At 56.5% G+C, this 22,738-nt stretch carries 26 protein-coding genes; 21 read left to right on the top strand and 5 right to left on the bottom strand.

Annotation, left to right across the window (positions count from 1 at the left end; genetic code table 11):
• Window positions 1–48 precede the first annotated feature (48 nt).
• Window positions 49–267, bottom strand: coding sequence for a YheU family protein (locus OGX81_RS12740; protein ID WP_047460774.1), 219 nt, complete (start codon window positions 265–267; stop codon window positions 49–51).
• Window positions 264–1,286 carry a hydrolase gene (locus OGX81_RS12735; RefSeq protein ID WP_012135458.1) on the bottom strand — a complete coding sequence of 341 codons (1,023 nt, stop codon included), beginning with the start codon at window positions 1,284–1,286 and terminating at the stop codon, window positions 264–266. The genes OGX81_RS12740 and OGX81_RS12735 overlap by 4 nt, the downstream gene beginning before the upstream one ends.
• Before the next feature lie 249 nt (window positions 1,287–1,535).
• Here OGX81_RS12735 and mdcA point away from each other — a divergent pair, with 249 nt between their 5' ends.
• From mdcA to mdcH, 8 genes are all read left to right on the top strand, one after another.
• Window positions 1,536–3,191, top strand: a complete 1,656-nt coding sequence (mdcA, locus tag OGX81_RS12730; protein WP_047460778.1) for a malonate decarboxylase subunit alpha — start codon at window positions 1,536–1,538, stop codon at window positions 3,189–3,191.
• Window positions 3,191–4,048, top strand: a complete 858-nt coding sequence (locus OGX81_RS12725) for a triphosphoribosyl-dephospho-CoA synthase (RefSeq protein ID WP_104868106.1) — start codon at window positions 3,191–3,193, stop codon at window positions 4,046–4,048. Before mdcA ends, OGX81_RS12725 begins: the two co-directional genes overlap by 1 nt.
• A 9-nt stretch (window positions 4,049–4,057) precedes the next feature.
• The gene (gene mdcC, locus OGX81_RS12720) at window positions 4,058–4,357 is read left to right on the top strand and encodes a malonate decarboxylase acyl carrier protein (protein ID WP_104868107.1); all 300 of its coding nucleotides are present in this window, start codon (window positions 4,058–4,060) and stop codon (window positions 4,355–4,357) included.
• Complete coding sequence (locus OGX81_RS12715) at window positions 4,350–5,183, top strand: biotin-independent malonate decarboxylase subunit beta (protein ID WP_012135453.1); 834 nt, start codon at window positions 4,350–4,352, stop codon at window positions 5,181–5,183. Before mdcC ends, OGX81_RS12715 begins: the two co-directional genes overlap by 8 nt.
• Window positions 5,183–5,983, top strand: a complete 801-nt coding sequence (mdcE, locus tag OGX81_RS12710; RefSeq protein ID WP_071259392.1) for a biotin-independent malonate decarboxylase subunit gamma — start codon at window positions 5,183–5,185, stop codon at window positions 5,981–5,983. The genes OGX81_RS12715 and mdcE overlap by 1 nt, the downstream gene beginning before the upstream one ends.
• A 124-nt stretch (window positions 5,984–6,107) precedes the next feature.
• Window positions 6,108–7,067: an AEC family transporter gene (locus OGX81_RS12705; RefSeq protein ID WP_104868108.1), complete on the top strand. Its 960-nt coding sequence runs from the start codon at window positions 6,108–6,110 to the stop codon at window positions 7,065–7,067.
• A gap of 3 nt (window positions 7,068–7,070) precedes the next feature.
• Window positions 7,071–7,688: a malonate decarboxylase holo-ACP synthase gene (locus tag OGX81_RS12700; protein ID WP_104868109.1), complete on the top strand. Its 618-nt coding sequence runs from the start codon at window positions 7,071–7,073 to the stop codon at window positions 7,686–7,688.
• Window positions 7,689–8,585, top strand: a complete 897-nt coding sequence (gene mdcH / locus OGX81_RS12695) for a malonate decarboxylase subunit epsilon (protein WP_104868110.1) — start codon at window positions 7,689–7,691, stop codon at window positions 8,583–8,585.
• Between the two features lie 117 nt (window positions 8,586–8,702).
• On the opposite strand, the gene OGX81_RS12690 is transcribed toward mdcH, so the two are convergent.
• Both OGX81_RS12690 and OGX81_RS12685 read right to left on the bottom strand, forming a co-directional pair.
• Window positions 8,703–9,635, bottom strand: coding sequence for a LysR family transcriptional regulator (locus OGX81_RS12690; RefSeq protein WP_104868111.1), 933 nt, complete (start codon window positions 9,633–9,635; stop codon window positions 8,703–8,705).
• A gap of 16 nt (window positions 9,636–9,651) precedes the next feature.
• Window positions 9,652–11,553, bottom strand: coding sequence for an ABC transporter ATP-binding protein (locus tag OGX81_RS12685; RefSeq protein WP_104868112.1), 1,902 nt, complete (start codon window positions 11,551–11,553; stop codon window positions 9,652–9,654).
• Window positions 11,554–11,681: 128 nt separating this feature from the next.
• Between OGX81_RS12685 and kefG the strand changes: the two genes are divergently transcribed.
• The 4 genes from kefG (at window position 11,682) to slyD (ending at window position 14,930) form a co-directional block, all read left to right on the top strand.
• Window positions 11,682–12,233, top strand: a complete 552-nt coding sequence (kefG, locus tag OGX81_RS12680; protein WP_024131006.1) for a glutathione-regulated potassium-efflux system ancillary protein KefG — start codon at window positions 11,682–11,684, stop codon at window positions 12,231–12,233.
• Window positions 12,233–14,038, top strand: coding sequence for a glutathione-regulated potassium-efflux system protein KefB (gene kefB, locus OGX81_RS12675; RefSeq protein WP_047460805.1), 1,806 nt, complete (start codon window positions 12,233–12,235; stop codon window positions 14,036–14,038). Before kefG ends, kefB begins: the two co-directional genes overlap by 1 nt.
• 9 nt (window positions 14,039–14,047) lie before the next feature.
• Window positions 14,048–14,248 (top strand): YheV family putative zinc ribbon protein, encoded by a 201-nt coding sequence (locus OGX81_RS12670; RefSeq protein WP_047460809.1) that lies wholly within the window; start codon window positions 14,048–14,050, stop codon window positions 14,246–14,248.
• A 94-nt stretch (window positions 14,249–14,342) separates the two neighbouring features.
• Window positions 14,343–14,930 carry a peptidylprolyl isomerase gene (slyD, locus tag OGX81_RS12665; protein WP_012135442.1) on the top strand — a complete coding sequence of 196 codons (588 nt, stop codon included), beginning with the start codon at window positions 14,343–14,345 and terminating at the stop codon, window positions 14,928–14,930.
• A 112-nt stretch (window positions 14,931–15,042) separates the two neighbouring features.
• Here the strand turns inward: slyD and OGX81_RS12660 are convergent, their stop codons facing one another.
• Window positions 15,043–15,261, bottom strand: a complete 219-nt coding sequence (locus tag OGX81_RS12660) for a protein SlyX (RefSeq protein WP_012135441.1) — start codon at window positions 15,259–15,261, stop codon at window positions 15,043–15,045.
• Between the two features lie 232 nt (window positions 15,262–15,493).
• On the opposite strand from OGX81_RS12660, the gene fkpA reads away from it, so the two are divergent.
• From fkpA to tuf, 9 genes are all read left to right on the top strand, one after another.
• A complete protein-coding gene (fkpA, locus tag OGX81_RS12655) occupies window positions 15,494–16,312 on the top strand; it encodes an FKBP-type peptidyl-prolyl cis-trans isomerase (protein WP_047460812.1) in 819 nt (272 codons plus the stop codon).
• A gap of 166 nt (window positions 16,313–16,478) precedes the next feature.
• A complete protein-coding gene (locus tag OGX81_RS12650) occupies window positions 16,479–17,201 on the top strand; it encodes a helix-turn-helix transcriptional regulator (RefSeq protein ID WP_003023643.1) in 723 nt (240 codons plus the stop codon).
• On the top strand, window positions 17,201–17,587 hold the full coding sequence (tusD, locus tag OGX81_RS12645) for a sulfurtransferase complex subunit TusD (protein ID WP_104868113.1): 387 nt from the start codon (window positions 17,201–17,203) through the stop codon (window positions 17,585–17,587). The genes OGX81_RS12650 and tusD overlap by 1 nt, the downstream gene beginning before the upstream one ends.
• Window positions 17,587–17,946 carry a sulfurtransferase complex subunit TusC gene (gene tusC / locus OGX81_RS12640; protein WP_104868114.1) on the top strand — a complete coding sequence of 120 codons (360 nt, stop codon included), beginning with the start codon at window positions 17,587–17,589 and terminating at the stop codon, window positions 17,944–17,946. The genes tusD and tusC overlap by 1 nt, the downstream gene beginning before the upstream one ends.
• Window positions 17,947–17,953: 7 nt before the next feature.
• Window positions 17,954–18,241 carry a sulfurtransferase complex subunit TusB gene (tusB, locus tag OGX81_RS12635; protein WP_024131005.1) on the top strand — a complete coding sequence of 96 codons (288 nt, stop codon included), beginning with the start codon at window positions 17,954–17,956 and terminating at the stop codon, window positions 18,239–18,241.
• A 125-nt stretch (window positions 18,242–18,366) separates the two neighbouring features.
• Complete coding sequence (gene rpsL, locus OGX81_RS12630; RefSeq protein ID WP_000246815.1) at window positions 18,367–18,741, top strand: 30S ribosomal protein S12; 375 nt, start codon at window positions 18,367–18,369, stop codon at window positions 18,739–18,741.
• A 96-nt stretch (window positions 18,742–18,837) separates the two neighbouring features.
• Window positions 18,838–19,308, top strand: a complete 471-nt coding sequence (gene rpsG, locus OGX81_RS12625) for a 30S ribosomal protein S7 (protein ID WP_002920113.1) — start codon at window positions 18,838–18,840, stop codon at window positions 19,306–19,308.
• A 97-nt stretch (window positions 19,309–19,405) separates the two neighbouring features.
• A complete protein-coding gene (gene fusA / locus OGX81_RS12620; RefSeq protein ID WP_012135435.1) occupies window positions 19,406–21,520 on the top strand; it encodes an elongation factor G in 2,115 nt (704 codons plus the stop codon).
• A gap of 70 nt (window positions 21,521–21,590) precedes the next feature.
• Window positions 21,591–22,738: elongation factor Tu (gene tuf, locus OGX81_RS12615; protein ID WP_275149288.1), on the top strand; the 1,148-nt coding region annotated here is incomplete at its 3' end.

Here is a 22,738-nt window from a genome sequence, read left to right as displayed (position 1 = left end):
CTCCATGAATCAACAAAAGTTTTAGTATAGTCGGCCGTCAGCGGCGGATTATTCGCGAAACTGTCCACGCGGCATAATATTGACCGTCTCGTGCAGTTCAGACCACACCAGAACAGCCTCTCCGCACTGTAGCTGTCGTTTGACGTCGGCGACCTTTTGCTCAAGCGAACGTTCATGTTCACCATAATCGGTGCCTTCACGCAACACAAAGCTTTCGATCAAATTGTCCAGCGTCTCAGAAGACAGCTCTTGCCAGGGGATCATCATGATGACGCCTCCAGATACGTTGTCAGCCAGTCGGGAATCCGCGACTCCAGCCACATTTCCGGGCGACGCAGCGTCCCGCCGATAAATCCAACATGCCCGCCATGCTCGGTGAGCTGATACTCCACCAGCGGCGGCAGATTTTCCGGTTTCGGGATCACATGATGATCCATAAACGGATCGTCTTTCGCGTGGATGATGAGCGTCGGTTTGGCGATCTGGTTGAGCATCGGCATGGCGCTACACTGACGATAATAGTCTATCGCGTCGGCAAAGCCGTGAATTTTCGCGGTGATCAGATCGTCAAATTCACGGAGCCGGCGCACGGATTTGAGCTGCGCCAGATTAATCGGCAGTGTGCCGGGGTATGCCGCCAGCTTGCGCGCGGCGTTGGCCTTCAGCAGATTGAGCAGATAGCGCTGATAAACGCGGGAAAACCCTTTTTCCATATGATAGCTGCACGCTTCCAGCACGAAGGGGGCGGAAACGATGACCGCCGCGTCAATCGGGATCTCGCGGCCTTCTTTCGCCAGCAGACACGCCAGCATATTTCCGCCGAGCGAATAGCCGACGGCGGCGGTGGGGACGGCGCCAAACTCACGCTGTAGCCAGTGTAAAAACCAGGTGCCGTCTTCCGTTTCGCCGGAGTGATAAATGCGGTTCAGCCGGTTCGGTTCGCCGCTACAGCCGCGAAAGTGCATGACCACGCCCAGCCAGCCGCGCTTTTGCGCCGCTTCAATCAGCCCGTGAGCGTACGGGCTGTTCAGGCTGCCTTCCAGGCCGTGAAAAACCACCAGACGCGGTTTGTGCTTCGCGTGCTGCGGATCTTCACTCCAGGCCAGATCGATAAAATCGCCGTCCGGTAATTCCAGACGTTGCCAGTGCGCATCGAACTTCACCTTGCGGCGGATGAGTCGCGGCAGCATGGTTTGCAGGTGACGGTTGCGGATACCGCGCATTGGCACGAACTCCGCACTATCGTGACCGGTGATATCAAGGTCGGGGGAGGTTATTTGAGTCATAAATTATGCGATGTTTTTTTAAATCTGCCGCCTACTATACCGTCACTTTCCCCTGGTGTTTATGAAAATGAGGCAGGGGGAGCGGATTTACACCTTCCTGACGCTGATCTTAATCACAATTCATTACTCAAATTATTACTCTCAGGCTAATGATTCCTCTCTACGCTTAATTGATGACTTTCTCACCAGGGCGCACACTCTTTCCAGTGTTAAGCAATCAAAATGATTAGCTGAATCAGGAGGTTAATAATGTTATCTGGGCAAACGCCAGCACGAGTCTGGAACACGCGCCGCACCGAGAAGCAGCGGCGTCTGGCTTCTGTTCCGGTGCAGGGCAAGGTGCTGCCAACCGCAGACCTGACCGCAATGCTGGAAAAACTGATCGCGCCGGGTGACCGCGTGGTATTAGAAGGGAATAACCAGAAGCAGGCAGATTTCCTGTCCCGCATGCTGGCGGAGGTCAACCCGCAGATAGTGCATGACCTGCATATGATCATGCCAAGCGTTGGGCGCAGCGAGCATCTCGATATCTTCGAAAAGGGTATCGCCCGCAAGCTGGACTTCTCTTTTTCCGGCACCCAAAGTCTGCGCATCTCGCAACTGCTGGAAGATGGCCTGCTGGAAATTGGCGCCATCCACACCTACATCGAGCTTTATTCCCGTCTTTACGTCGATCTGGCGCCAAACGTGGCGCTGATTGCCGGTTACAAAGCTGACCGCAAAGGCAACCTCTACACCGGGCCGAGTACCGAAGATACCCCGGCGCTGGTGGAAGCCGCCGCGTTCCACGATGGCATCGTTATCGCACAGGTGAATGAGCTGGTGGACGACGAATGCGACTTGCCGCGCGTCGATATTCCGGGCTCGTGGATCGACTATGTGGTGGTTGCCGACAAGCCGTTCTTTATCGAACCGCTGTTCACTCGCGACCCGCGCCTGATCAAACAGGAACATATCCTGATGGCGATGATGGCCATTAAAGGCATCTACGCAGAGCACCAGGTGCAGTCGCTGAACCACGGTATCGGCTTCAACACCGCCGCTATTGAACTGCTGCTGCCCACCTGGGGCGAGCAACTCGGTCTGCGCGGCAAAATCTGTAAACACTGGACGCTGAACCCGCATCCGACGCTGATCCCGGCGATTGAAAGCGGCTGGGTGGAAAGCGTGCACTGCTTCGGCGGCGAGCTGGGGATGGAGGAGTACATCCGCGCCCGTCCTGACGTGTTCTTTACGGGCGCCGACGGCTCCATGCGTTCTAACCGTGCCTTCTGTCAGCTGGCGGGTCAGTACGCGGTCGATATGTTTATCGGCTCCACGTTGCAGGTTGATGGCCTGGCTAACTCCTCAACGGTGACTCGCGGTCGTCTGTCCGGCTTCGGCGGCGCGCCAAACATGGGCCACGACCCGCACGGTCGCCGTCACGCTACCCCGGCCTGGCTGAACATGATCACCGAACCTGACCCCATGCAGCGCGGTAAAAAGCTGGTGGTGCAGATGGTGGAAACCTTCCAGGCAGGCGTGAAACCGACTTTCGTGGAAAAACTGGATGCGGTTGACGTGGCGAAAGCCTCCGGTATGCCGCTGGCGCCGGTGATGATCTACGGCGACGACGTGACCCACGTTCTGACCGAAGAAGGTATCGCTTATCTCTACCGGGCGGAAAGTCTGGAGGAGCGTCGCGCGATGGTTGCGGCGGTGGCCGGTATCACCGACATCGGTCTGGGCGTAGACGCCCGGCGCGTCGCCGAACTGCGTCAGAGCGGCAAGGTGGTTTACCCGGAAGATATGGGCATTCGTCGTACCGACGCCACCCGTTCTCTGCTGGCGGCCGGTAGCGTTGCCGACCTGGTGGAATGGTCCGGGGGTCTCTACAACCCACCTGCGAAATTTCGGAGCTGGTAATGAAACTTCTGCCCCGGATTCAGGTTGAAGGCGGCGCCGAATGGCTGGCGCGAACCGCCACGCAGTGTCTGATCGACGAAGCACGATTAAGCCCGAAACCCGGTCTGGTGGACAGTCGGGGGAACGGCGCGCACCACGATTTATCGCTTGCGCTGATGGAGCGCTCGGCGCACAGCCTGACCTCCACGTTTCAGGCGCTGGCGCAACAAAGCTGGCGGCGTCCGGCTGATATTGCGCTCAGACAAACCATAGGGCGACTCGGTCGCGAAGGCGAGCAGCAGATGATGGCGGCAACGGGTGGCGTGAACACCCACCGTGGCGCGATTTGGGCGCTGGGGCTGTTGGTGAGCGCCGTGGCGATGCACGGCGGCGCGGGCAGGGCGCAGCAGGTGACGGCAACCGCCGCTGAACTGGCAAAACTGCCGGATGACGCCGCGCCGAAAGTCTTCAGTAAAGGGCTGCGCGCCACCCACCGTTATCGCGTACCGGGCGCCAGAGAAGAAGCGCAGCAGGCGTTTCCACACATTATGCAGCATGCGTTGCCGCAGCTTCGGCTAAGCCGACAGAACGGCAGCAGCGAAATGCACGCCCGGCTGGATGCGCTGATGGCCATCATGACCTCGCTGACCGACACCTGCGTACTTTCTCGCGCAGGGATGGAGGGGCTGGATGCCATGCAGCACGGCGCGCGCGCCGTTCTCCATGCGGGCGGCAGTGCGCACCCGGCAGGGGAGCAGGCGCTGGCCCGTTTAGACCGTCAGATGCTGGCGCTGAACGCCTCGCCGGGCGGCGCGGCGGACTTGCTCGCCGCCACCCTGTTTCTCGATCGCGTCGAAACGTCTTATTCAAAGCATTAAGAGGATGTTATGGAAAAAATCACATTGACCGTGCCAGCCAGCCGCGCATTACGCGGCAGGGCGCTGGCAGGGATTGTCGGCTCCGGGGATATGGAGGTGTTATTCACCGCCGACCAGGGCCAGACGTTAACCATTGATATCACCACTTCCGTCGATAACAGCCGCAGCCGCTGGGAAGCGCTGTTTACCCGTCTGCAAACGGTCAGCAGCCTGCCGGCAGGCAAACTGACCATCCACGACTTCGGCGCGACGCCGGGCGTAGCGCGCATTCGTATCGAACAGGTATTTGAAGAGGTGAGCTATGCGTGATGACCGCAGTTTTATCGAATTAAAAGCGCGTCAGCGCGCCCATGCGCTGCTGGATGAAGGCAGCTACCGCGAACTGCTCGACCCGTTTGAAGGCGTGATGTCGCCGTGGCTGGGCGCGCAGGGCATCGTGCCGCAGGCCGATGACGGCATGGTCGTGGCGAAAGGCACTATTAACGGCAAACCGGCGGTGGTTGTGGCGATTGAGGGCGCATTCCAGGGCGGCAGCATGGGCGAAGTGTCCGGCGCTAAAATGGCGGCGGCGCTGGAGCTGGCGGCGGAAGATAACCGTAACGGCATTCCGACGCAGGCGGTGTTGAGTCTGGAAACCGGCGGCGTGCGTTTGCAGGAAGCCAACCTCGGCCTGGCGGCGATTGCCGACATCCACGCGGCGATTGTTGACCTGCGTCGTTATACCCCGGTGGTCGGCATTGTGGCCGGGACTGTCGGCTGCTTCGGCGGGATGTCTATCGCCGCTGCGTTGTGTAGCTATCTGATTGTCACCCGCGAAGCGCGTCTGGGTCTGAACGGCCCGCAGGTTATCGAACAGGAAGCCGGGATTGAAGAATATGACTCCCGTGACCGCCCGTTTATCTGGAGCATGACCGGTGGCGAAGTGCGCTATCAAAGCGGGCTGGTGGATGCGCTGGTTGGCGATGGCGTCAACGCGGTGAAAGCGGCGATGAACGATGCGCTGGCGAAAGGCGTTCCGGCAAAACACCGCACCGATAACTACGACGATTATCTGAACCGTCTGAGCCATTTCGACACCCGCAAACAGGCCGATTCAGAACAGATTAACGCGCTCTTTGCCCGGGAGGTGAAATGATGAGTAACGCAATAAGCCGTGGCGAGTTATGGCTGCAAGCCCTCGTACCGAACGCCAGACGGCTCGAAGGGCTGTGCCCCTCCGTGCAGGCCGCAGACGGTGAGCTGAACGGTGAAACGGCGCGCTTTATCGCGGTAGTGCCGGATGCTAACAACCATTACCCACGCGCCGCAAAAGGCGAGGTTGGTCTGCTGGAAGGCTGGACGCTTGCAAAAGTGGTCAGCGAAACCGTGGCTGCCGATGCTGACAACGCTGTTAAGCGCCCGATCGTGGCGGTGATTGATGTGCCCAGCCAGGCCTACGGTCGCCGTGAAGAGGGATTTGGTATTCACCAGGCGCTGGCCGGTGCGGCAGCGGCGTATGCCAATGCGCGTCTGGCAGGGCATCCGGTGATTGGCCTTATCGTCGGCAAGGCGATGTCCGGCGCGTTTCTGGCGCACGGTTATCAGGCCAACCGTCTGATTGCCTTCAACGACAAAGGTGTGCTGATCCACGCGATGGGCAAAGAGTCTGCGGCACGTATCACCCTGCGTACCGTCGAGTCGCTGGAAAAACTGGCGGCCACTATTCCGCCGATGGCGTACGACATCAGTAACTACGCCACGCTGGGACTGCTCTCCAGTCTGCTGGATATCAGTAATCCAGATGCTCCTTCGGCAAACGATCTGACGTTGGTGACGGCCACTCTGCAACAGGCCATCAGCGATGCTCGTCAGGAGCCGACGCTGAAAAACCGTCTGGGTGCCGACAATCGTCGTAGTTCTGCTCTTGTACGCGAACGCATGCGGGCGAGCTGGTAAGTAAAAGAGACCTGCCAGATGCATAACCCCACGGGCGCGCCCGTTGCGTCCGTGAGGCGACCTGCATCCTGAAAATAATAATCATCGCGTCCGTGCTAACTCTTTTATTCATTACAGGTGATTTATGACTTACGTGATTGTTCATGCTCTTGCACCGATTTTTGTCATCATGTTGCTGGGGTTCTGGGCCGGGAAGGCCAAAATGGTTGATAACAAGAATGTTTCCCTGCTCAACATTTTCGTCATGGATTTTGCACTCCCCGCTGCGCTGTTTAGCGCCACGGTACAAACGCCCTGGACGGGTATTGTCGCGCAGTCGCCGCTGATTCTGGTGCTGACGCTGGCGATGTGGATCACCTACGCCGCTATCTATTTTCTGGCAACGAAGGTATTTAAAAAATCACCGCAGGATGCGGCCGTGCTGACCCTGACCGTCGCTCTGCCAAACTATGCCGCGCTTGGCCTGCCGATTCTCGGTAGCGTGCTGGGCGAAGGGCCGTCAACGTCGCTCTCCGTCGCGGTTTCCATCGCCTGCGGTTCCGTGCTGATGACGCCGTTCTGCCTGCTGATTCTGGAGCGTGAGAAAGCGCGTGCGGAAGGCGGCAACTCGGGTTCTACCCTGTCGATGCTGCCGGTGCTGATGTGGCGTTCAATCAAGAAACCGATCGTGATGGGGCCGCTGCTGGGGGTTATTCTCTCCGCTGTCTGTATCAAGATGCCGGAGCTGGTGCTGGCGGCGATCAAACCGCTGGGCCTGTCTGCCACTGCGGCGGCGCTGTTCCTGACCGGGGTGATTCTTTCTGCGCGTAAGTTGCAGATCAACACGATGGTTATTACCTCCACCATTGCCAAGCTGCTGATTCAACCGGCGATTGCCTGGGGGATCGTGCTGATTTTCGGTCTGCATGGCTCGGTGGCGATCACCGCTATCCTGATGATTGCGCTGTCTGCCGGTTTCTTCGGCGTGGTGTTCGGTAATCGCTTTGGCGTGCAGTCGCCGGATGCAGAAGCCGTGCTGCTGTTAAGCTCGGTCCTGTGTATCCTGTCGCTGCCGTTGTTTATCTCGCTGACTTCAGGACTCTAAAGCATGAACACAACATTACGCCCCCACGATCTTATCTGGCTTAACGTGCGGAGCGCGCTGGAAGGTGTCACGGAATCCTGGGTGGATGACGTCTGGCATACCCGCCTGCCGGTGGTGGTGCGGCGTGATGTTGATGCGCAGGGGCGCATTCCCGTCGGCGTTCGCGGCATAAAGCGCGACCAGCGCGCGGCGGGCTGGGCTCAACCGGACGCCATTACCCGCGTCTGTACGCCGGAATCGCTGGTTGACCCACAGACGCTGCTGCGCTCGCCCTTTATCTCGCAGCCACCGGTTCAGGTGGCTTTATTACTGACGCAACGGGCATGGCCGTGGACGTGGGGGATTACCGGCAGTACCGGCTACGCGCTGGCGACTGGGCTCCCGGTGATCCACGCCGCAAGCGATCTGGATTTGCTGATTCGCGCCCGGCAGCCGCTCTCTCGCGAGCTGCTGGAGAAATGGCGGCAGCAACTGACGGGCGGGCTTTGCCGTGCGGATACCCAGGTGGAAACGCCGTACGGCGCGTTTGCGCTGAACGAATGGCTGCGCGATGGCAAAGCGCTGTTAAAAACGCCGCAGGGGCCGCGGCTGGTCAGCGACCCGTGGCGCAGGGAGGAGTAAATGAAAATCCTGTTTACCTTTCCGGGACAGGGGACGCAGCATGCAGGTATGCTGCAAAACCTTCCGGGAACGGAGTTAGCGCTGGCGCGCGAGGTGCTGGGGGCGGAGGCGGATACGCTTGATACCCCGGACGCGCTGCAACACACCCGGGCGGTACAGCTTGCTCTGCTGATTGCCGGGGTGGCGTGGGCGCGCGAGCTGGAACGTCGCGGCGTTGCGCCGGATATTGTCAGCGGCCTGTCCATCGGCGCGTATCCAGCGGCGGTGATCGCCGGAGCGCTGGAGTTTACCGACGCGCTGACGCTGGTGGCCCTGCGCGGTGATTTGATGGAGCAGGCGTACCCGCACGGTTACGGCCTGACGGCGATTATGGGGCTGACCTTGCCGCAGGTGGAATCGCTGGTTGCAGGCAGTGGAACCTTTATCGCTAACCTGAATGCGGAAACCCAGATTGTGATTGCCGGTAGCGATGAGGCGATGGCGGATGTTGCGAAGCGGGCGCTGGATAAAGGCGCGAGTAAAGCCCACCGTCTGGCGGTGAGCGTGCCGTCGCACTGCGCTCTGCTGGCGGAACCGGCGCAGCGGCTGGTGGAGGCGTTCCGTCATGTGACGCTCTCCCGTCCGCGCTGTGCATACCTCAGCGGTAGCACCGGGCGCGTGCTGTGGCAGCCGGAACGTATTGCTGACGACCTGGCGATGAACATGGCGCGTACGGTGCGCTGGCAGGACGCGGCGATCTCCGCCAACGAGCGCGAGGCGCGGCTGGCGATTGAAATGCCGCCCGGCGGCGTGTTGACCTGCTTAACGCGACAGGCGGAGTGGGAAGGTGAGTCTGTCTCGCTGGAGCGCAGCGGGGTGGATGTCGCGGTGCATCTGGCAAAACGGCTTAGAGGCTAGTGCGGTTGCCCGATGGCGCTGCGCTTATCGGGCCTACGACTCGCACCCGTTGTAGGCCGGATGGCCAACACGCAACCCCGTAGGCCGGATAAGGCGCGTAGCGCCGCCATCCGGCGATCAGGCCCCCAGATTAAGGCTACGCGCGTACATGCGCCCTTCGGCGGCCAGCGCCAGCAGATTAGGGTCGCGCTCGCGGTTGCGGGCGAAGACAATGGCGATGAGCTGCTGCATCTGGTACGGCTGCGACAACTTCAGCAACTGTACGGAATTCTCGTACATCTTCTTCATGCGTCCCGGCATCAGAGTGAAACCGACGCCCGCCTGCACCAGACTGAGCATCGAAAAGATGTCGTTCACACGGGTGACAATCTCTGGTTCAAACCCGGCAATATGAAAGGCGTCCTGGAAGCCCGCATAGGTGGCAAAGCCTTCCGCCAGTGAGACAAACTTCTGATCCCGGTAATCACGCAGATCGGCGGGCGAGGAGGTGTCAAGCGTCGCCGTCGCCGGTGCGGCGAGATAAATATCGTCATGAAACAGCGGCAGCACTTCCAGACTGTTGCGATCGATAGCGCTTTCCGAAATGGAGATCAGGATCGCATCCAGCATTCCGTCTTCCAGCATTCTCAGCAGCGCTTCGTTGGAGCCCATTGTCAGATCCAGTTCGAGATCCGGTCGGCGCAGTTTCATCCCCATGATCAGATGCGGGACGGTTTCCAGCGTCAGAGAGTAGAGCGTACCCACGCGCAGACGCCCCTGGCCGATCCCTGCCGTTTTGCGCGCCTCTTCCAGCCCGCGCGCCATCAACTGGCTGACCTCCTGGCAATACTCCAGCAGCGTCCATGCAGCCGGTTGCGGGATCAGATTACGTCCTTTATGCACGAACAGCGGACAGCGAACATTCTCTTCCAGCGTATGCAGTGCGCGATGAACGCTGACCCCGCTGATATCCAGCGCCTCCGCCGTCCGGGCAATATTGCCTTTCTCCATAAACGTCATGAAGATGCTTAACTTGCGAAAGGTGATATCGTTGGTTATCAGCGGATTCATCGTCATATTCCCGAAGTTAGTCGGCCAGCATCTGCTCAAGCTGTTCCTGCGCTTCCAGCCAGGCCATCTCGCACTCTTCCAGCCCGGATTTGGCGCTGGCCTGCTGTTGCAGGCATTCCGTCAGTTCCGCTTTGCGGCTCTGGTCGTACAGTTCGCTGTCGCCCAGTTTTTCTTCCGCTTGCGCCAGTTTCGCGTTCAGCTTCTCCATCTCTTTTTCCAGACGGGCGATCTCTTTACGCAGCGGCTGGGTCTGGGCACGCAGTTCGGCTTCGCGACGCTTCTGATCCTTACGCGCCTGGGCGCTGTTAGCGTTCTCTTTCGGGGCGTCATCAGGCTGGCTTTCCTGTTTCTGCACGTCGCTCAGCCACTGCTGATAGTCTTCCAGATCGCCATCGAACGGCTCAACTTTATGGTCGTGAACCAGATAGAGATCGTCGGTGGTGGAGCGTAGCAGGTGACGGTCGTGCGAGACGACCACCAGCGCGCCTTCAAATTCGATGAGCGCTTCGGTCAGCGCCTGACGCATATCGAGGTCAAGGTGGTTGGTCGGTTCATCAAGCAGCAGCAGATTAGGGCGCTGCCAGACGATCAATGCCAGCACCAGGCGCGCTTTTTCACCACCGGAGAAGCGGCGGGTCTCTTCGCTGACCTTATCGCCCTGGAAGCCAAACCCGCCGAGGTAATCGCGCAGCTTCTGCTCCAGCTCCTGCGGCGCCAGTCGCGCCAGATGTTGCAGCGGCGATTCATCCGCTCGCAAATACTCCAGCTGATGCTGAGCGAAGTAACCGAGTTTAATGCCCTTCGCCAGACCGATTTCACCGCTGGCAGGCGCAAGCTCGCCCGCCAGCAGCTTGATGAGCGTTGATTTACCGGCGCCGTTGCGCCCCAGCAGGCCGATGCGTGAACCGGGCACCAGATTCAGCTTAATGGAGTCCAGAATGATGCGATCGCCATACCCGGCGCTCACTTTCTCCATTTTCAGCAGCGGGTTGGGCAGGCTTTCCGGCGCGCGGAAGCTGAAGTGGAACGGGTTATCGACATGCGCGGGGGCGATAAGCTCCATACGCTCCAGCATTTTGATACGGCTCTGCGCCTGCTTCGCTTTTGTCGCTTTGGCGCGGAAACGGTCGATATAACTTTGCAGATGCGCCACGCGCTCCTGCTGGCTCTCGTACATCGCCTGCTGCTGAGCCAGCCGGGTCGCGCGCTGCACTTCAAATGCGCTGTAGTTGCCGGTGTATTCGAACAGGGTTTGCTGTTCGATATGAATGATTTTGTCTACCACCGGATCGAGGAAGTCGCGGTCGTGCGAAATCAGAATCAGAGTGCCCTGATAGCTCTTCAGCCATTTTTCCAGCCAGATAACGGCATCAAGATCGAGGTGGTTGGTCGGTTCATCGAGCAGCAGCAGGTCAGAACGGCAAATCAGCGCCTGGGCCAGGTTAAGGCGCATGCGCCAGCCACCGGAGAAGTCGCTGACCGGGCGTTCAAGCTGTTCGTTGCTAAAACCGAGGCCGTGGAGCAGGCTGGCGGCGCGTGAGCGCACGGTCCAGGCGTCGATGGCGTCGAGCTTGCCGTGTACGGTGGCGATGGCGTGCCCGTCGTTACGTTCGTTGGCGTCGTGCAACTGTGCTTCCAGCTGGCGGTATTCGCGATCGCCATCAATCACGTACTCCAGCGCGGGCTGCGCAAGCGCGGGTGTTTCCTGATTCACCCACGCCAGCTGCCAGTTACCGGGAAAGGTCACGCCGCCTGCATCGGCGCTGATTTCATTTTTCAGCAATGCCAGCAGGGTAGATTTACCGCAGCCATTCTTACCCACCAGGCCGACCTTCTGTCCCGGGTTGATGGTGGCGGTGGCATTGTCCAGCAAGACGCGCACGCCGCGACGAATTTGTAACGAGGAGAAAACAATCATAAGGCGCCGTATGTTCAGACTATGTTAATTTATCATTATGATAATGTAATATGCGGGCATTCTGCCGCGCCGGAGCGCAATGGTAGCCCAAAACAATAACGATACACAAAATAACCGGGAGGGGGATGATGTCCCAGCCAGCAAAGGTACTGCTGCTGTATGCCCATCCAGAATCTCAGGACTCGGTCGCGAACCGGGTGCTGCTTAAACCGGCCATGCAACTCAGTAATGTGACGGTGCACGATCTCTACGCGCACTACCCTGATTTTTTTATCGATATCGCGCATGAGCAGGCGCTATTGCGTGAACATGACGTGATTGTTTTCCAGCATCCGCTGTATACCTATAGCTGTCCGGCGCTGCTTAAAGAGTGGTTAGACCGCGTGCTCAGCCGTGGTTTCGCCAGTGGCCCAGGAGGGAACCAACTGGCGGGAAAGTACTGGCGGAGCGTGATTACCACCGGCGAGCCGGAAAGCGCGTATCGTTACGATGCGCTGAACCGCTATCCGATGACCGATGTGCTGCGGCCGTTTGAGCTGACGGCGGCGATGTGCCGGATGCACTGGATGAGTCCGATTATTATCTACTGGGCCAGGCGACAAAGTGAGCAGGAACTGGCCAGCCACGCGAAAGCCTACGGCGAATGGCTGGCAAACCCTGTTCTGGCGGGAGGTCGCTAATGGAAGGTTCCGATTTATTGACGGCGGGGGTAATGTTCCTCTTCGCGGCGGTCGCTGCGGTGCCACTGGCATCGCGGCTGGGTATTGGCGCGGTACTGGGATATTTGCTGGCAGGGATTGCGATTGGCCCCTGGGGGCTGGGATTTATCAGCGACGTTGATGAAATCCTCCACTTTTCTGAGCTGGGCGTTGTCTTTCTGATGTTTATCATCGGCCTGGAACTCAACCCTTCCAAACTCTGGCAACTGCGTCGCTCTATCTTTGGCGTCGGGGCGGCCCAGGTGATGCTGAGCGCTGTCGTGCTGGCCGGGCTGCTGATGCTTACCGATTTCTCGTGGCAGGCGGCGGTGATCGGCGGGATTGGTCTGGCGATGTCATCGACCGCGATGGCGCTGCAACTGATGCGGGAAAAGGGGATGAACCGCAGCGAATCCGGCCAGTTGGGTTTTTCGGTGCTGCTGTTCCAGGATCTGGCGGTGATCCCCGCGCTGGCGCTGGTGCCGCTGCTGGCTGGCTCGGCAGATGAACATTTCGACTGGATTAAGGTCGGCATGAAGGTGCTGGCCTTTGCCGGGATGCTGATTGGCGGTCGCTATTTGCTGCGCCCGGTGTTCCGCTTTATCGCCGATTCCGGCGTGCGCGAGGTGTTTACCGCCGCCACGCTGTTGCTGGTGCTGGGGTCTGCTTTATTTATGGATGCGCTGGGGCTGTCGATGGCGCTCGGTACGTTTATCGCAGGCGTGCTGCTGGCGGAAAGCGAATACCGCCATGAGCTGGAAACGGCCATCGATCCGTTCAAAGGGCTGCTGCTGGGGTTGTTCTTTATCTCCGTGGGGATGTCGTTAAACCTTGGCGTGCTCTATACCCACCTGCTGTGGGTGGCGGTGAGCGTCGTCGTGCTGGTGGCGGTGAAAACGCTGGTGCTTTATCTGCTGGCGCGTCTGTACGGGATTCGGAGTTCGGAGCGGATGCAGTTTGCGGGCGTGCTGAGTCAGGGGGGCGAGTTCGCGTTTGTGCTCTTTTCCACCGCCTCGTCCCAGCGGCTGTTTCAGGGCGACCAGATGTCGCTGCTGCTGGTCACTGTAACGTTGTCGATGATGACCACGCCACTGCTGATGAAGCTCGTCGATAAATGGCTCTCCAGACAGCTTAACGGCCCGGAAGAGGAAGATGAAAAGCCCTGGGTGGATGATGATAAACCGCAGGTGATTGTCGTGGGATTCGGGCGTTTTGGTCAGGTAATTGGCCGTTTGTTGATGGCGAATAAAATGCGCATCACCGTACTGGAGCGCGATATCAGCGCCGTTAACCTGATGCGAAAATACGGCTACAAAGTGTATTACGGCGATGCGACTCAGGTGGAGCTACTGCGTTCGGCAGGAGCGGAAGCGGCGGAGTCTATCGTCATTACCTGTAATGAACCGGAAGACACCATGAAGCTGGTGGAGATATGCCGGCAGCATTTCCCGCATTTGCATATTCTTGCGCGAGCGCGCGGACGTGTGGAAGCGCATGAGTTATTACAGGCGGGTGTCACGCAGTTTTCCCGCGAGACGTTTTCCAGCGCGCTGGAACTGGGGCGTAAGACGCTGGTGTCGTTAGGGATGCACCCACACCAGGCGCAGCGTGCGCAATTGCATTTCCGTCGGCTGGATATGCGTATGCTACGGGAGCTTATTCCGATGCATACCGACATGGTGCAAATTTCTCGTGCCAGAGAAGCCAGACGCGAACTGGAGGAGATTTTCCAGCGAGAGATGCAGCAAGAGCGGCGCCAGCTGGATGGCTGGGATGAGTTTGAGTAGAGGGTAGGTATGGCGATTCGTAAACGTTTTATTGCAGGGGCGACGTGTCCGGCCTGCCAGGCGCAGGATTCAATGGCGATGTGGCGCGAAAATAATGTCGATATTGTTGAGTGTGTTAAGTGCGGTCATCAGATGCGTGAAGCCGATAAAGCGGCCCGCGAGCACGTTCGCAAAGAAGAGCAAGTGATCGGGATTTTTCATCCAGACTAGCGATATGCCGCAGGTTTTTTTAAGCTAGTGGGTACACGGGTGCAGAATTCCGCTACAATCTGCGCCACTATTCTTCCCATGCTCAGGAGATATCATGAAAGTAGCAAAAGACCTGGTGGTCAGCCTGGCCTATCAGGTACGTACAGAAGACGGTGTGTTGGTTGATGAGTCTCCGGTGAGTGCGCCGCTGGACTACCTGCATGGTCACGGTTCCCTGATCTCTGGCCTGGAAACAGCGCTGGAAGGTCACGACGTTGGCGACAAATTCGATGTGGCTGTTGGCGCGAACGACGCTTACGGTCAGTATGACGAAAACCTGGTGCAGCGCGTGCCTAAAGACGTCTTCATGGGCGTTGACGAGTTGCAGGTTGGCATGCGTTTCCTGGCGGAAACTGACCAGGGCCCGGTACCGGTAGAAATTACCGAAGTGGAAGACGACCACGTTGTGGTTGACGGTAACCACATGCTGGCTGGCCAGAACCTGAAATTTAACGTGGAAGTTGTGGCGATCCGCGAAGCGACCGAAGAAGAACTGGCTCATGGCCACGTTCACGGCGCGCACGGTCACGACCACGACCACGGTCACGACGGTTGCTGCGGCGGCCACGGCCACGATCATGACCACGGTCATGAGCATGGCAAAGGTGGTTGTGGCGGTAACGGCGGCTGTGGTTGCCATTAATCGTCTGTAATGCCTGATGGCGCTGCGCTTATCAGGGCTACAGTAGGCCGGATAAGGCGTTTACGCCGCCATCTGGCACAAAAAAGCGGGAATATCCCGCTTTTTTTACGTCTCAATAATGCGGTGGCGGCGTCTCTTCGGCCTGCGAGGCGATATTCGACGGTTGGCTGGCTTTAAGCTTCTCCGTCAGCAGGCGCAGATGATCGCGTAGTTTCGCCATCTCCATCTCGTGCGCGGTCACCGTTACGTTGAGTTCTTCAATGGTGATCTCCTGAAACGCCAGACGGCTCTCCAGTTCAGCCAGGCGAGCTTCCATCGTTATATCTTGCATGATTCACCTCTCTTGTTGTCTCCGGCACTTCTTGGGTCGCGGCGGATTCTACTGAACTTTATCGGATTACACAGCACTCATTCGCCCTCTACGAAACTAATTTAAACAAAAAGAGTCTGAAAAGGGGTGATAATAGGGCGTGTCCGTATGTTGATTTGTTCTACAACGTTTTATAGTACGCTTCTCATGTAAGTTAACCTTGGGGTGAGATGCCCCGGCCCTGGAGATATGGATGAAATCACTGTTTAAAGTAACGCTGCTGGCGACCACGATGGCCGTTGCTCTGCATGCACCGCTCACTTTCGCTGCGGACGCCGCGAAACCAGCTGCAACTGCTGACAGCAAAGCCGCGTTCAAGAATGACGACCAGAAATCTGCTTATGCGCTGGGCGCTTCGCTGGGTCGTTACATGGAAAACTCCCTGAAGGAACAAGAAAAACTGGGGATCAAACTGGATAAAGATCAGCTGATCGCGGGTGTCCAGGATGCATTTGCAGACAAGAGCAAACTGTCTGACCAGGAAATCGAGCAGACCTTGCAGGCATTTGAAGCGCGCGTGAAGACCTCCGCTCAGGCGAAGATGGAAAAAGACGCCGCTGACAACGAAGCGAAAGGTAAAGCGTTCCGCGAGAAATTTGCTAAAGAGAAAGGGGCGAAAACCTCTTCAACAGGTCTGGTTTATAAAGTAGAGAAAGCCGGTACTGGCGAAGCGCCAAAAGACAGCGACACCGTTGTGGTTAACTACAAAGGTACGCTGATCGACGGTAAAGAGTTCGATAACTCCTACACCCGTGGCGAACCGCTCTCTTTCCGTCTGGACGGCGTGATCCCAGGCTGGACTGAAGGCCTGAAGAACATTAAGAAAGGCGGTAAGATCCAGATGGTTATCCCACCGGATCTGGCCTACGGTAAAACGGGCGTTCCGGGTATTCCGGCTAACTCCACGCTGGTATTCGATGTAGAGCTGCTGGACATCAAACCGGCGCCGAAAGCCGATGCGAAACCAGACGCGGCGGCCGACGCCAAATCGGCAGATGCTGCTAAAAAATAAAAACTGAGAACCGCCGCCTGTCATGGCGGCGGTTTTTTTATTGCAGGCCGGATATAATTAATACTGGAAAGCGGAACCCCCGCTGTATTAATTTAATCATCCGCGTAAATAATGAGCCTGCCCTGAAAACATAACGACAGGCTCCTGAAAAGGAGTGTTTTTTTTCATGTCCAGGTCGCTTTTAACCAACGAAACCAGTGAGCTTGACTTACTGGATCAACGTCCTTTCGATCAAACCGACTTTGATATTCTGAAATCCTACGAAGCGGTGGTGGACGGGTTAGCGATGCTCATTGGTTCCCATTGTGAAATCGTATTGCACTCTTTGCAGGATTTGAAATGCTCAGCCATTCGCATTGCCAACGGTGAACACACGGGGCGCAAAATTGGCTCGCCGATCACTGACCTTGCATTGCGCATGCTGCATGATATGACGGGTGCGGATAGCAGCGTATCGAAGTGTTACTTCACACGCGCGAAAAGCGGTGTCCTGATGAAGTCAGTGACGATTGCCATTCGCAACCGCGAGCATCGCGTAATTGGTCTGCTGTGCATCAACATGAACCTTGATGTGCCGTTCTCGCAGATTATGAATACCTTTATTCCGCCGGAAACGCCGGAAGTGGGTTCCGCCGTGAACTTTGCCTCCTCGGTGGAAGATCTGGTCACTCAGACGCTGGAATTCACCATTGAAGAGGTGAATGCCGATCGCAATGTCTCTAATAACGCGAAGAATCGTCAGATTGTGCTGAATCTGTATGAGAAGGGGATCTTCGATATTAAAGATGCGATTAACCAGGTGGCTGACCGCCTGAACATCTCCAAACATACGGTCTACCTCTATATTCGTCAGTTCAAAAGCGGCGACTTCCAGGGGCAAGATAAGTAATGCGTTTTGCCATTGTGGTGACGGGGCCAGCGTACGGAACGCAGCAAGCGAGCAGCGCGTTGCAGTTTGCACATGCCTTAGTTAACGAAGGGCATGAGCTGAGCAGCGTCTTTTTCTACCAGGAAGGCGTGTATAACGCCAACCAGTTGACCTCTCCGGCCAGCGATGAATTCGACCTGGTGCGCGCATGGCAGCAGTTGGGCGCGCAGCATGACGTCGCGTTGAATATCTGCGTTGCGGCGGCGCTGCGTCGCGGCATTGTGGATGAGACCGAAGCAAAAAGGCTGGCGCTGGCATCAGCCAACTTACAGCCAGGGTTTTCGTTGAGCGGGCTTGGCGCGCTGGCGGAAGCCTCCCTGACCTGCGATCGCGTGGTGCAGTTTTGATGAAACGTATTGCTTTTGTATTTTCCACCACGCCGCATGGCAGCGCGTCGGGCCGCGAAGGACTGGATGCGTTACTGGCGACGTCGGCGCTGACGGAAGAGATTGGCGTCTTTTTTATCGGCGATGGCGTTTTTCAGATTCTTTCGGGACAAACGCCTGACGTCGTGCTGGCGCGGGATTACATCGCCACCTTCAAACTGCTGGGGCTGTACGATATCGAGCAATGCTGGCTGTGCGCCGCTTCGTTGCGTGAGCGCGGTCTGGAGACGGGGGCGAGTTTCATTGTGGATGCGACGCCGCTTGAACCTGAAGCGTTGCGCGGTGAACTGGACAATTATGATGTTATTCTGAGGTTCTGACGTGACTATCCTGCATACATTACATCGTTCCGCATGGCTCAGTGACGTTTCCGCGCTTCTTCGCGTGTGCAAAGAAGGCGATGCGCTTTTATTGCTACAGGATGGCGTTACGGCGGCCATCGAAGGTAGCCGTTTCCTTGAAAGTTTGCGTAACGCCCCCATAACGGTTTACGCACTGAAAGAAGATATCGATGCTCGCGGTTTGAGCGGTCAAATTTCAGACAGTGTCGTCAGGGTTGACTATACTGACTTCGTCAGACTTGCGGTTAAGCATCCCAGCCAGATGGCCTGGTGATTGTGGGATCGTTGTATATTTCTTGACACCTTTTCGACACCGCCCTAAAATTCGGCGTCCTCATATTGTGTGAGGCCGTTTTATTACGTGTTTACGAAGCAAAAGCTAAAACCAGGAGCTATTTAATGGCAACAGTTAACCAGCTGGTACGCAAACCACGTGCTCGCAAAGTTGCGAAAAGCAACGTGCCTGCGCTGGAAGCATGCCCGCAAAAACGTGGCGTATGTACTCGTGTATATACTACCACCCCTAAAAAACCGAACTCCGCGCTGCGTAAAGTATGCCGTGTTCGTCTGACTAACGGTTTTGAAGTGACTTCCTACATCGGTGGTGAAGGTCACAACCTGCAGGAGCACTCCGTGATCCTGATCCGTGGCGGTCGTGTAAAAGACCTCCCGGGTGTTCGTTACCACACCGTACGTGGTGCGCTTGACTGCTCCGGCGTTAAAGACCGTAAGCAAGCTCGCTCCAAGTATGGCGTGAAGCGTCCTAAGGCTTAATGGTTCTCCGTTAAGTAAGGCCAAACGTTTTAACTTAAATGTCAAACTAAACTCGTAGAGTTTTGGACAATCCTGAATTAACAACGGAGTATTTCCATGCCACGTCGTCGCGTCATTGGTCAGCGTAAAATTCTTCCGGATCCGAAGTTCGGATCAGAACTGCTGGCTAAATTTGTAAATATCCTGATGGTAGATGGTAAAAAATCTACTGCCGAAACTATCGTATACAGCGCGCTGGAGACCCTGGCTCAGCGTTCTGGTAAATCTGAACTGGAAGCTTTCGAAGTAGCTCTCGAAAACGTGCGCCCGACTGTCGAAGTTAAGTCTCGCCGCGTTGGTGGTTCTACTTATCAGGTACCAGTTGAAGTCCGTCCGGTTCGTCGTAATGCTCTGGCAATGCGTTGGATCGTTGAAGCTGCTCGTAAACGCGGTGATAAATCCATGGCTCTGCGCCTGGCGAACGAACTCACTGATGCTGCAGACAACAAAGGTACTGCAGTTAAGAAACGTGAAGACGTTCACCGTATGGCAGAAGCCAACAAGGCGTTCGCACACTACCGTTGGTAATCCCTTCGGAATTTTAGTCACCAGGCGGGCGCTTCCAGCAAGCAGCCCGCTTTGGGCTACTTAAATTGAACGCCTAGAAGATAAAACGAGGAATCAAATGGCTCGTACAACACCCATCGCACGCTACCGTAACATCGGTATCAGTGCGCACATCGACGCCGGTAAAACCACTACTACCGAACGTATTCTGTTCTACACCGGTGTAAACCATAAAATCGGTGAAGTTCATGACGGCGCAGCTACCATGGACTGGATGGAGCAGGAGCAGGAGCGTGGTATTACCATCACCTCCGCAGCGACTACTGCATTCTGGTCTGGTATGGCTAAGCAGTATGAACCGCATCGCGTAAACATCATCGACACCCCGGGGCACGTTGACTTCACTATCGAAGTAGAACGTTCCATGCGTGTTCTTGATGGTGCAGTAATGGTTTACTGCGCAGTTGGTGGTGTTCAGCCGCAGTCTGAAACCGTATGGCGTCAGGCAAACAAATATAAAGTTCCGCGCATTGCGTTCGTTAACAAAATGGACCGTATGGGTGCGAACTTCCTGAAAGTTGTTGGTCAGATCAAAAGCCGTCTGGGCGCGAACCCTGTTCCGCTGCAACTGGCGATTGGCGCTGAAGAAGCGTTCACCGGTGTTGTTGACCTGGTGAAAATGAAAGCCATCAACTGGAACGAAGCAGATGCAGGCGTTACCTTCACTTACGAAGATATCCCGGCTGACATGCAGGAACTGGCTGAAGAATGGCACCAGAACCTGATCGAGTCCGCTGCGGAAGCTTCTGAAGAGCTGATGGAAAAATACCTGGGTGGCGAAGAACTGACTGAAGAAGAGATCAAAAAAGCTCTGCGTCAGCGTGTTCTGAGCAACGAAATCATCCTGGTAACCTGTGGTTCTGCATTTAAGAACAAAGGTGTTCAGGCGATGCTGGATGCGGTAATTGATTACCTGCCATCCCCGGTTGACGTACCTGCGATCAACGGTATCCTGGACGACGGTAAAGATACTCCGGCTGAGCGTCATGCTAGCGATGATGAGCCTTTCTCTGCACTGGCATTCAAAATTGCTACCGACCCGTTCGTGGGTAACCTGACCTTCTTCCGTGTGTACTCTGGTGTGGTTAACTCTGGTGATACCGTACTGAACTCCGTGAAATCTGCACGTGAGCGTTTCGGTCGTATCGTTCAGATGCACGCTAACAAACGTGAAGAGATCAAAGAAGTTCGCGCGGGCGACATCGCTGCTGCTATCGGTCTGAAAGACGTAACTACGGGTGACACCCTGTGTGACCCGGACGCGCCGATCATTCTGGAACGTATGGAATTCCCTGAGCCGGTAATCTCCATCGCAGTAGAACCGAAAACCAAAGCTGACCAGGAAAAAATGGGTCTGGCTCTGGGCCGTCTGGCTAAAGAAGACCCGTCTTTCCGCGTATGGACTGACGAAGAATCTAACCAGACCATTATCGCCGGTATGGGTGAGCTGCACCTCGACATCATCGTTGACCGTATGAAGCGTGAATTCAACGTTGAAGCGAACGTCGGTAAACCTCAGGTTGCTTACCGCGAAGCGATTCGCTCGAAAGTTACCGATATCGAAGGTAAACACGCCAAGCAGTCTGGTGGTCGCGGTCAGTACGGTCATGTTGTTATCGACATGTACCCGCTGGAGCCGGGTTCCAACCCGAAAGGCTACGAGTTCATCAACGACATCAAGGGTGGTGTAATCCCTGGCGAATACATCCCGGCCGTTGATAAAGGTATCCAGGAGCAGCTGAAAGCAGGCCCGCTGGCTGGCTATCCGGTTGTTGACATCGGTATCCGTCTGCACTTCGGTTCTTACCATGACGTTGACTCCTCTGAACTGGCGTTTAAACTGGCTGCGTCTATTGCCTTTAAAGAAGGCTTTAAGAAAGCGAAACCTGTTCTGCTTGAGCCGATCATGAAGGTTGAGGTAGAAACGCCGGAAGAGAACACCGGTGACGTAATTGGTGACTTGAGCCGTCGTCGCGGTATGCTGCGCGGTCAGGAATCCGAAGTTACTGGCGTTAAGATCCACGCTGAAGTACCGCTGTCTGAAATGTTCGGATATGCAACTCAGCTGCGTTCTCTGACCAAAGGTCGCGCATCATACACTATGGAATTCCTGAAGTATGATGATGCACCGAGCAACGTTGCTCAGGCCGTTATTGAAGCCCGTGGTAAATAATCCACAGGATTAAAACCTAAGTCCCGTGCTCTCTCCTGAAGGGGAGAGCACTATAGTAAGGAATATAGCCGTGTCTAAAGAAAAATTTGAACGTACAAAACCGCACGTTAACGTCGGCACCATCGGCCACGTTGACCATGGTAAAACTACTCTGACTGCTGCAATCACTACCGTACTGGCTAAAACCTACGGCGGTGCTGCTCGTGCATTCGACCAGATCGATAACGCGCCGGAAGAAAAAGCTCGTGGTATCACCATCAACACTTCTCACGTTGAATACGACACCCCGACTCGCCACTACGCGCACGTAGACTGCCCGGGCCACGCCGACTATGTTAAAAACATGATCACCGGTGCTGCGCAGATGGACGGCGCGATCCTGGTTGTTGCTGCGACTGACGGCCCGATGCCGCAGACCCGTGAGCACATCCTGCTGGGTCGTCAGGTAGGCGTTCCGTACATCATCGTGTTCCTGAACAAATGCGACATGGTTGATGACGAAGAGCTGCTGGAACTGGTTGAGATGGAAGTGCGTGAACTGCTGTCTCAGTACGATTTCCCGGGCGACGACACGCCGATCGTTCGTGGTTCTGCTCTGAAAGCGCTGGAAGGCGAAGCTGAGTGGGAAGCGAAAATCATCGAACTGGCTGGCTACCTGGATTCTTACATCCCGGAACCAGAGCGTGCGATTGACAAGCCGTTCCTGCTGCCGATCGAAGACGTATTCTCCATCTCCGGTCGTGGTACCGTTGTTACCGGTCGTGTAGAGCGCGGTATCATCAAAGTGGGCGAAGAAGTTGAAATCGTTGGTATCAAAGAGACTGCGAAGTCTACCTGTACTGGCGTTGAAATGTTCCGCAAACTGCTGGACGAAGGCCGTGCTGGTGAGAACGTAGGTGTTCTGCTGCGTGGTATCAAACGTGAAGAAATCGAACGTGGTCAGGTACTGGCTAAGCCGGGCACCATCAAGCCGCACACCAAGTTCGAATCTGAAGTGTACATTCTGTCCAAAGACGAAGGCGGCCGTCATACTCCGTTCTTCAAAGGCTACCGTCCGCAGTTCTACTTCCGTACAACTGACGTGACTGGCACCATCGAACTGCCGGAAGGCGTAGAGATGGTAATGCCGGGCGACAACATCAAAATGGTTGTTACCCTGATCCACCCGATCGCGATGGACGACGGTCTGCGTTTCGCAATCCGTGAAGGCGGCCGTAC

This window comes from Citrobacter sp. CK206 (assembly GCF_030333125.1).
Lineage (GTDB): Bacteria > Pseudomonadota > Gammaproteobacteria > Enterobacterales > Enterobacteriaceae > Citrobacter_B > Citrobacter_B koseri.
This window is presented reverse-complemented; position numbering and strand designations above follow the sequence as displayed.

Bases quoted from the DNA above. Each gene is read 5' to 3' on its own strand.
- fusA (WP_012135435.1), top strand. From the start codon at position 19,406: ATGGCTCGTACAACACCCATCGCACGCTACCGTAACATCGGTATCAGT.
- OGX81_RS12705 (WP_104868108.1), top strand. From the start codon at position 6,108: ATGACTTACGTGATTGTTCATGCTCTTGCACCGATTTTTGTCATCATG.
- slyD (WP_012135442.1), top strand. From the start codon at position 14,343: ATGAAAGTAGCAAAAGACCTGGTGGTCAGCCTGGCCTATCAGGTACGT.
- OGX81_RS12690 (WP_104868111.1), bottom strand. From the start codon at position 9,635: ATGAATCCGCTGATAACCAACGATATCACCTTTCGCAAGTTAAGCATC.
- rpsG (WP_002920113.1), top strand. From the start codon at position 18,838: ATGCCACGTCGTCGCGTCATTGGTCAGCGTAAAATTCTTCCGGATCCG.
- fkpA (WP_047460812.1), top strand. From the start codon at position 15,494: ATGAAATCACTGTTTAAAGTAACGCTGCTGGCGACCACGATGGCCGTT.
- mdcH (WP_104868110.1), top strand. From the start codon at position 7,689: ATGAAAATCCTGTTTACCTTTCCGGGACAGGGGACGCAGCATGCAGGT.
- tusC (WP_104868114.1), top strand. From the start codon at position 17,587: ATGAAACGTATTGCTTTTGTATTTTCCACCACGCCGCATGGCAGCGCG.
- OGX81_RS12685 (WP_104868112.1), bottom strand. From the start codon at position 11,553: ATGATTGTTTTCTCCTCGTTACAAATTCGTCGCGGCGTGCGCGTCTTG.
- OGX81_RS12700 (WP_104868109.1), top strand. From the start codon at position 7,071: ATGAACACAACATTACGCCCCCACGATCTTATCTGGCTTAACGTGCGG.
- tusD (WP_104868113.1), top strand. From the start codon at position 17,201: ATGCGTTTTGCCATTGTGGTGACGGGGCCAGCGTACGGAACGCAGCAA.
- mdcE (WP_071259392.1), top strand. From the start codon at position 5,183: ATGAGTAACGCAATAAGCCGTGGCGAGTTATGGCTGCAAGCCCTCGTA.
- kefG (WP_024131006.1), top strand. From the start codon at position 11,682: ATGTCCCAGCCAGCAAAGGTACTGCTGCTGTATGCCCATCCAGAATCT.
- OGX81_RS12740 (WP_047460774.1), bottom strand. From the start codon at position 267: ATGATGATCCCCTGGCAAGAGCTGTCTTCTGAGACGCTGGACAATTTG.
- OGX81_RS12735 (WP_012135458.1), bottom strand. From the start codon at position 1,286: ATGACTCAAATAACCTCCCCCGACCTTGATATCACCGGTCACGATAGT.
- mdcA (WP_047460778.1), top strand. From the start codon at position 1,536: ATGTTATCTGGGCAAACGCCAGCACGAGTCTGGAACACGCGCCGCACC.
- kefB (WP_047460805.1), top strand. From the start codon at position 12,233: ATGGAAGGTTCCGATTTATTGACGGCGGGGGTAATGTTCCTCTTCGCG.
- OGX81_RS12725 (WP_104868106.1), top strand. From the start codon at position 3,191: ATGAAACTTCTGCCCCGGATTCAGGTTGAAGGCGGCGCCGAATGGCTG.
- rpsL (WP_000246815.1), top strand. From the start codon at position 18,367: ATGGCAACAGTTAACCAGCTGGTACGCAAACCACGTGCTCGCAAAGTT.
- OGX81_RS12650 (WP_003023643.1), top strand. From the start codon at position 16,479: ATGTCCAGGTCGCTTTTAACCAACGAAACCAGTGAGCTTGACTTACTG.
- mdcC (WP_104868107.1), top strand. From the start codon at position 4,058: ATGGAAAAAATCACATTGACCGTGCCAGCCAGCCGCGCATTACGCGGC.
- OGX81_RS12715 (WP_012135453.1), top strand. From the start codon at position 4,350: ATGCGTGATGACCGCAGTTTTATCGAATTAAAAGCGCGTCAGCGCGCC.
- OGX81_RS12660 (WP_012135441.1), bottom strand. From the start codon at position 15,261: ATGCAAGATATAACGATGGAAGCTCGCCTGGCTGAACTGGAGAGCCGT.
- OGX81_RS12670 (WP_047460809.1), top strand. From the start codon at position 14,048: ATGGCGATTCGTAAACGTTTTATTGCAGGGGCGACGTGTCCGGCCTGC.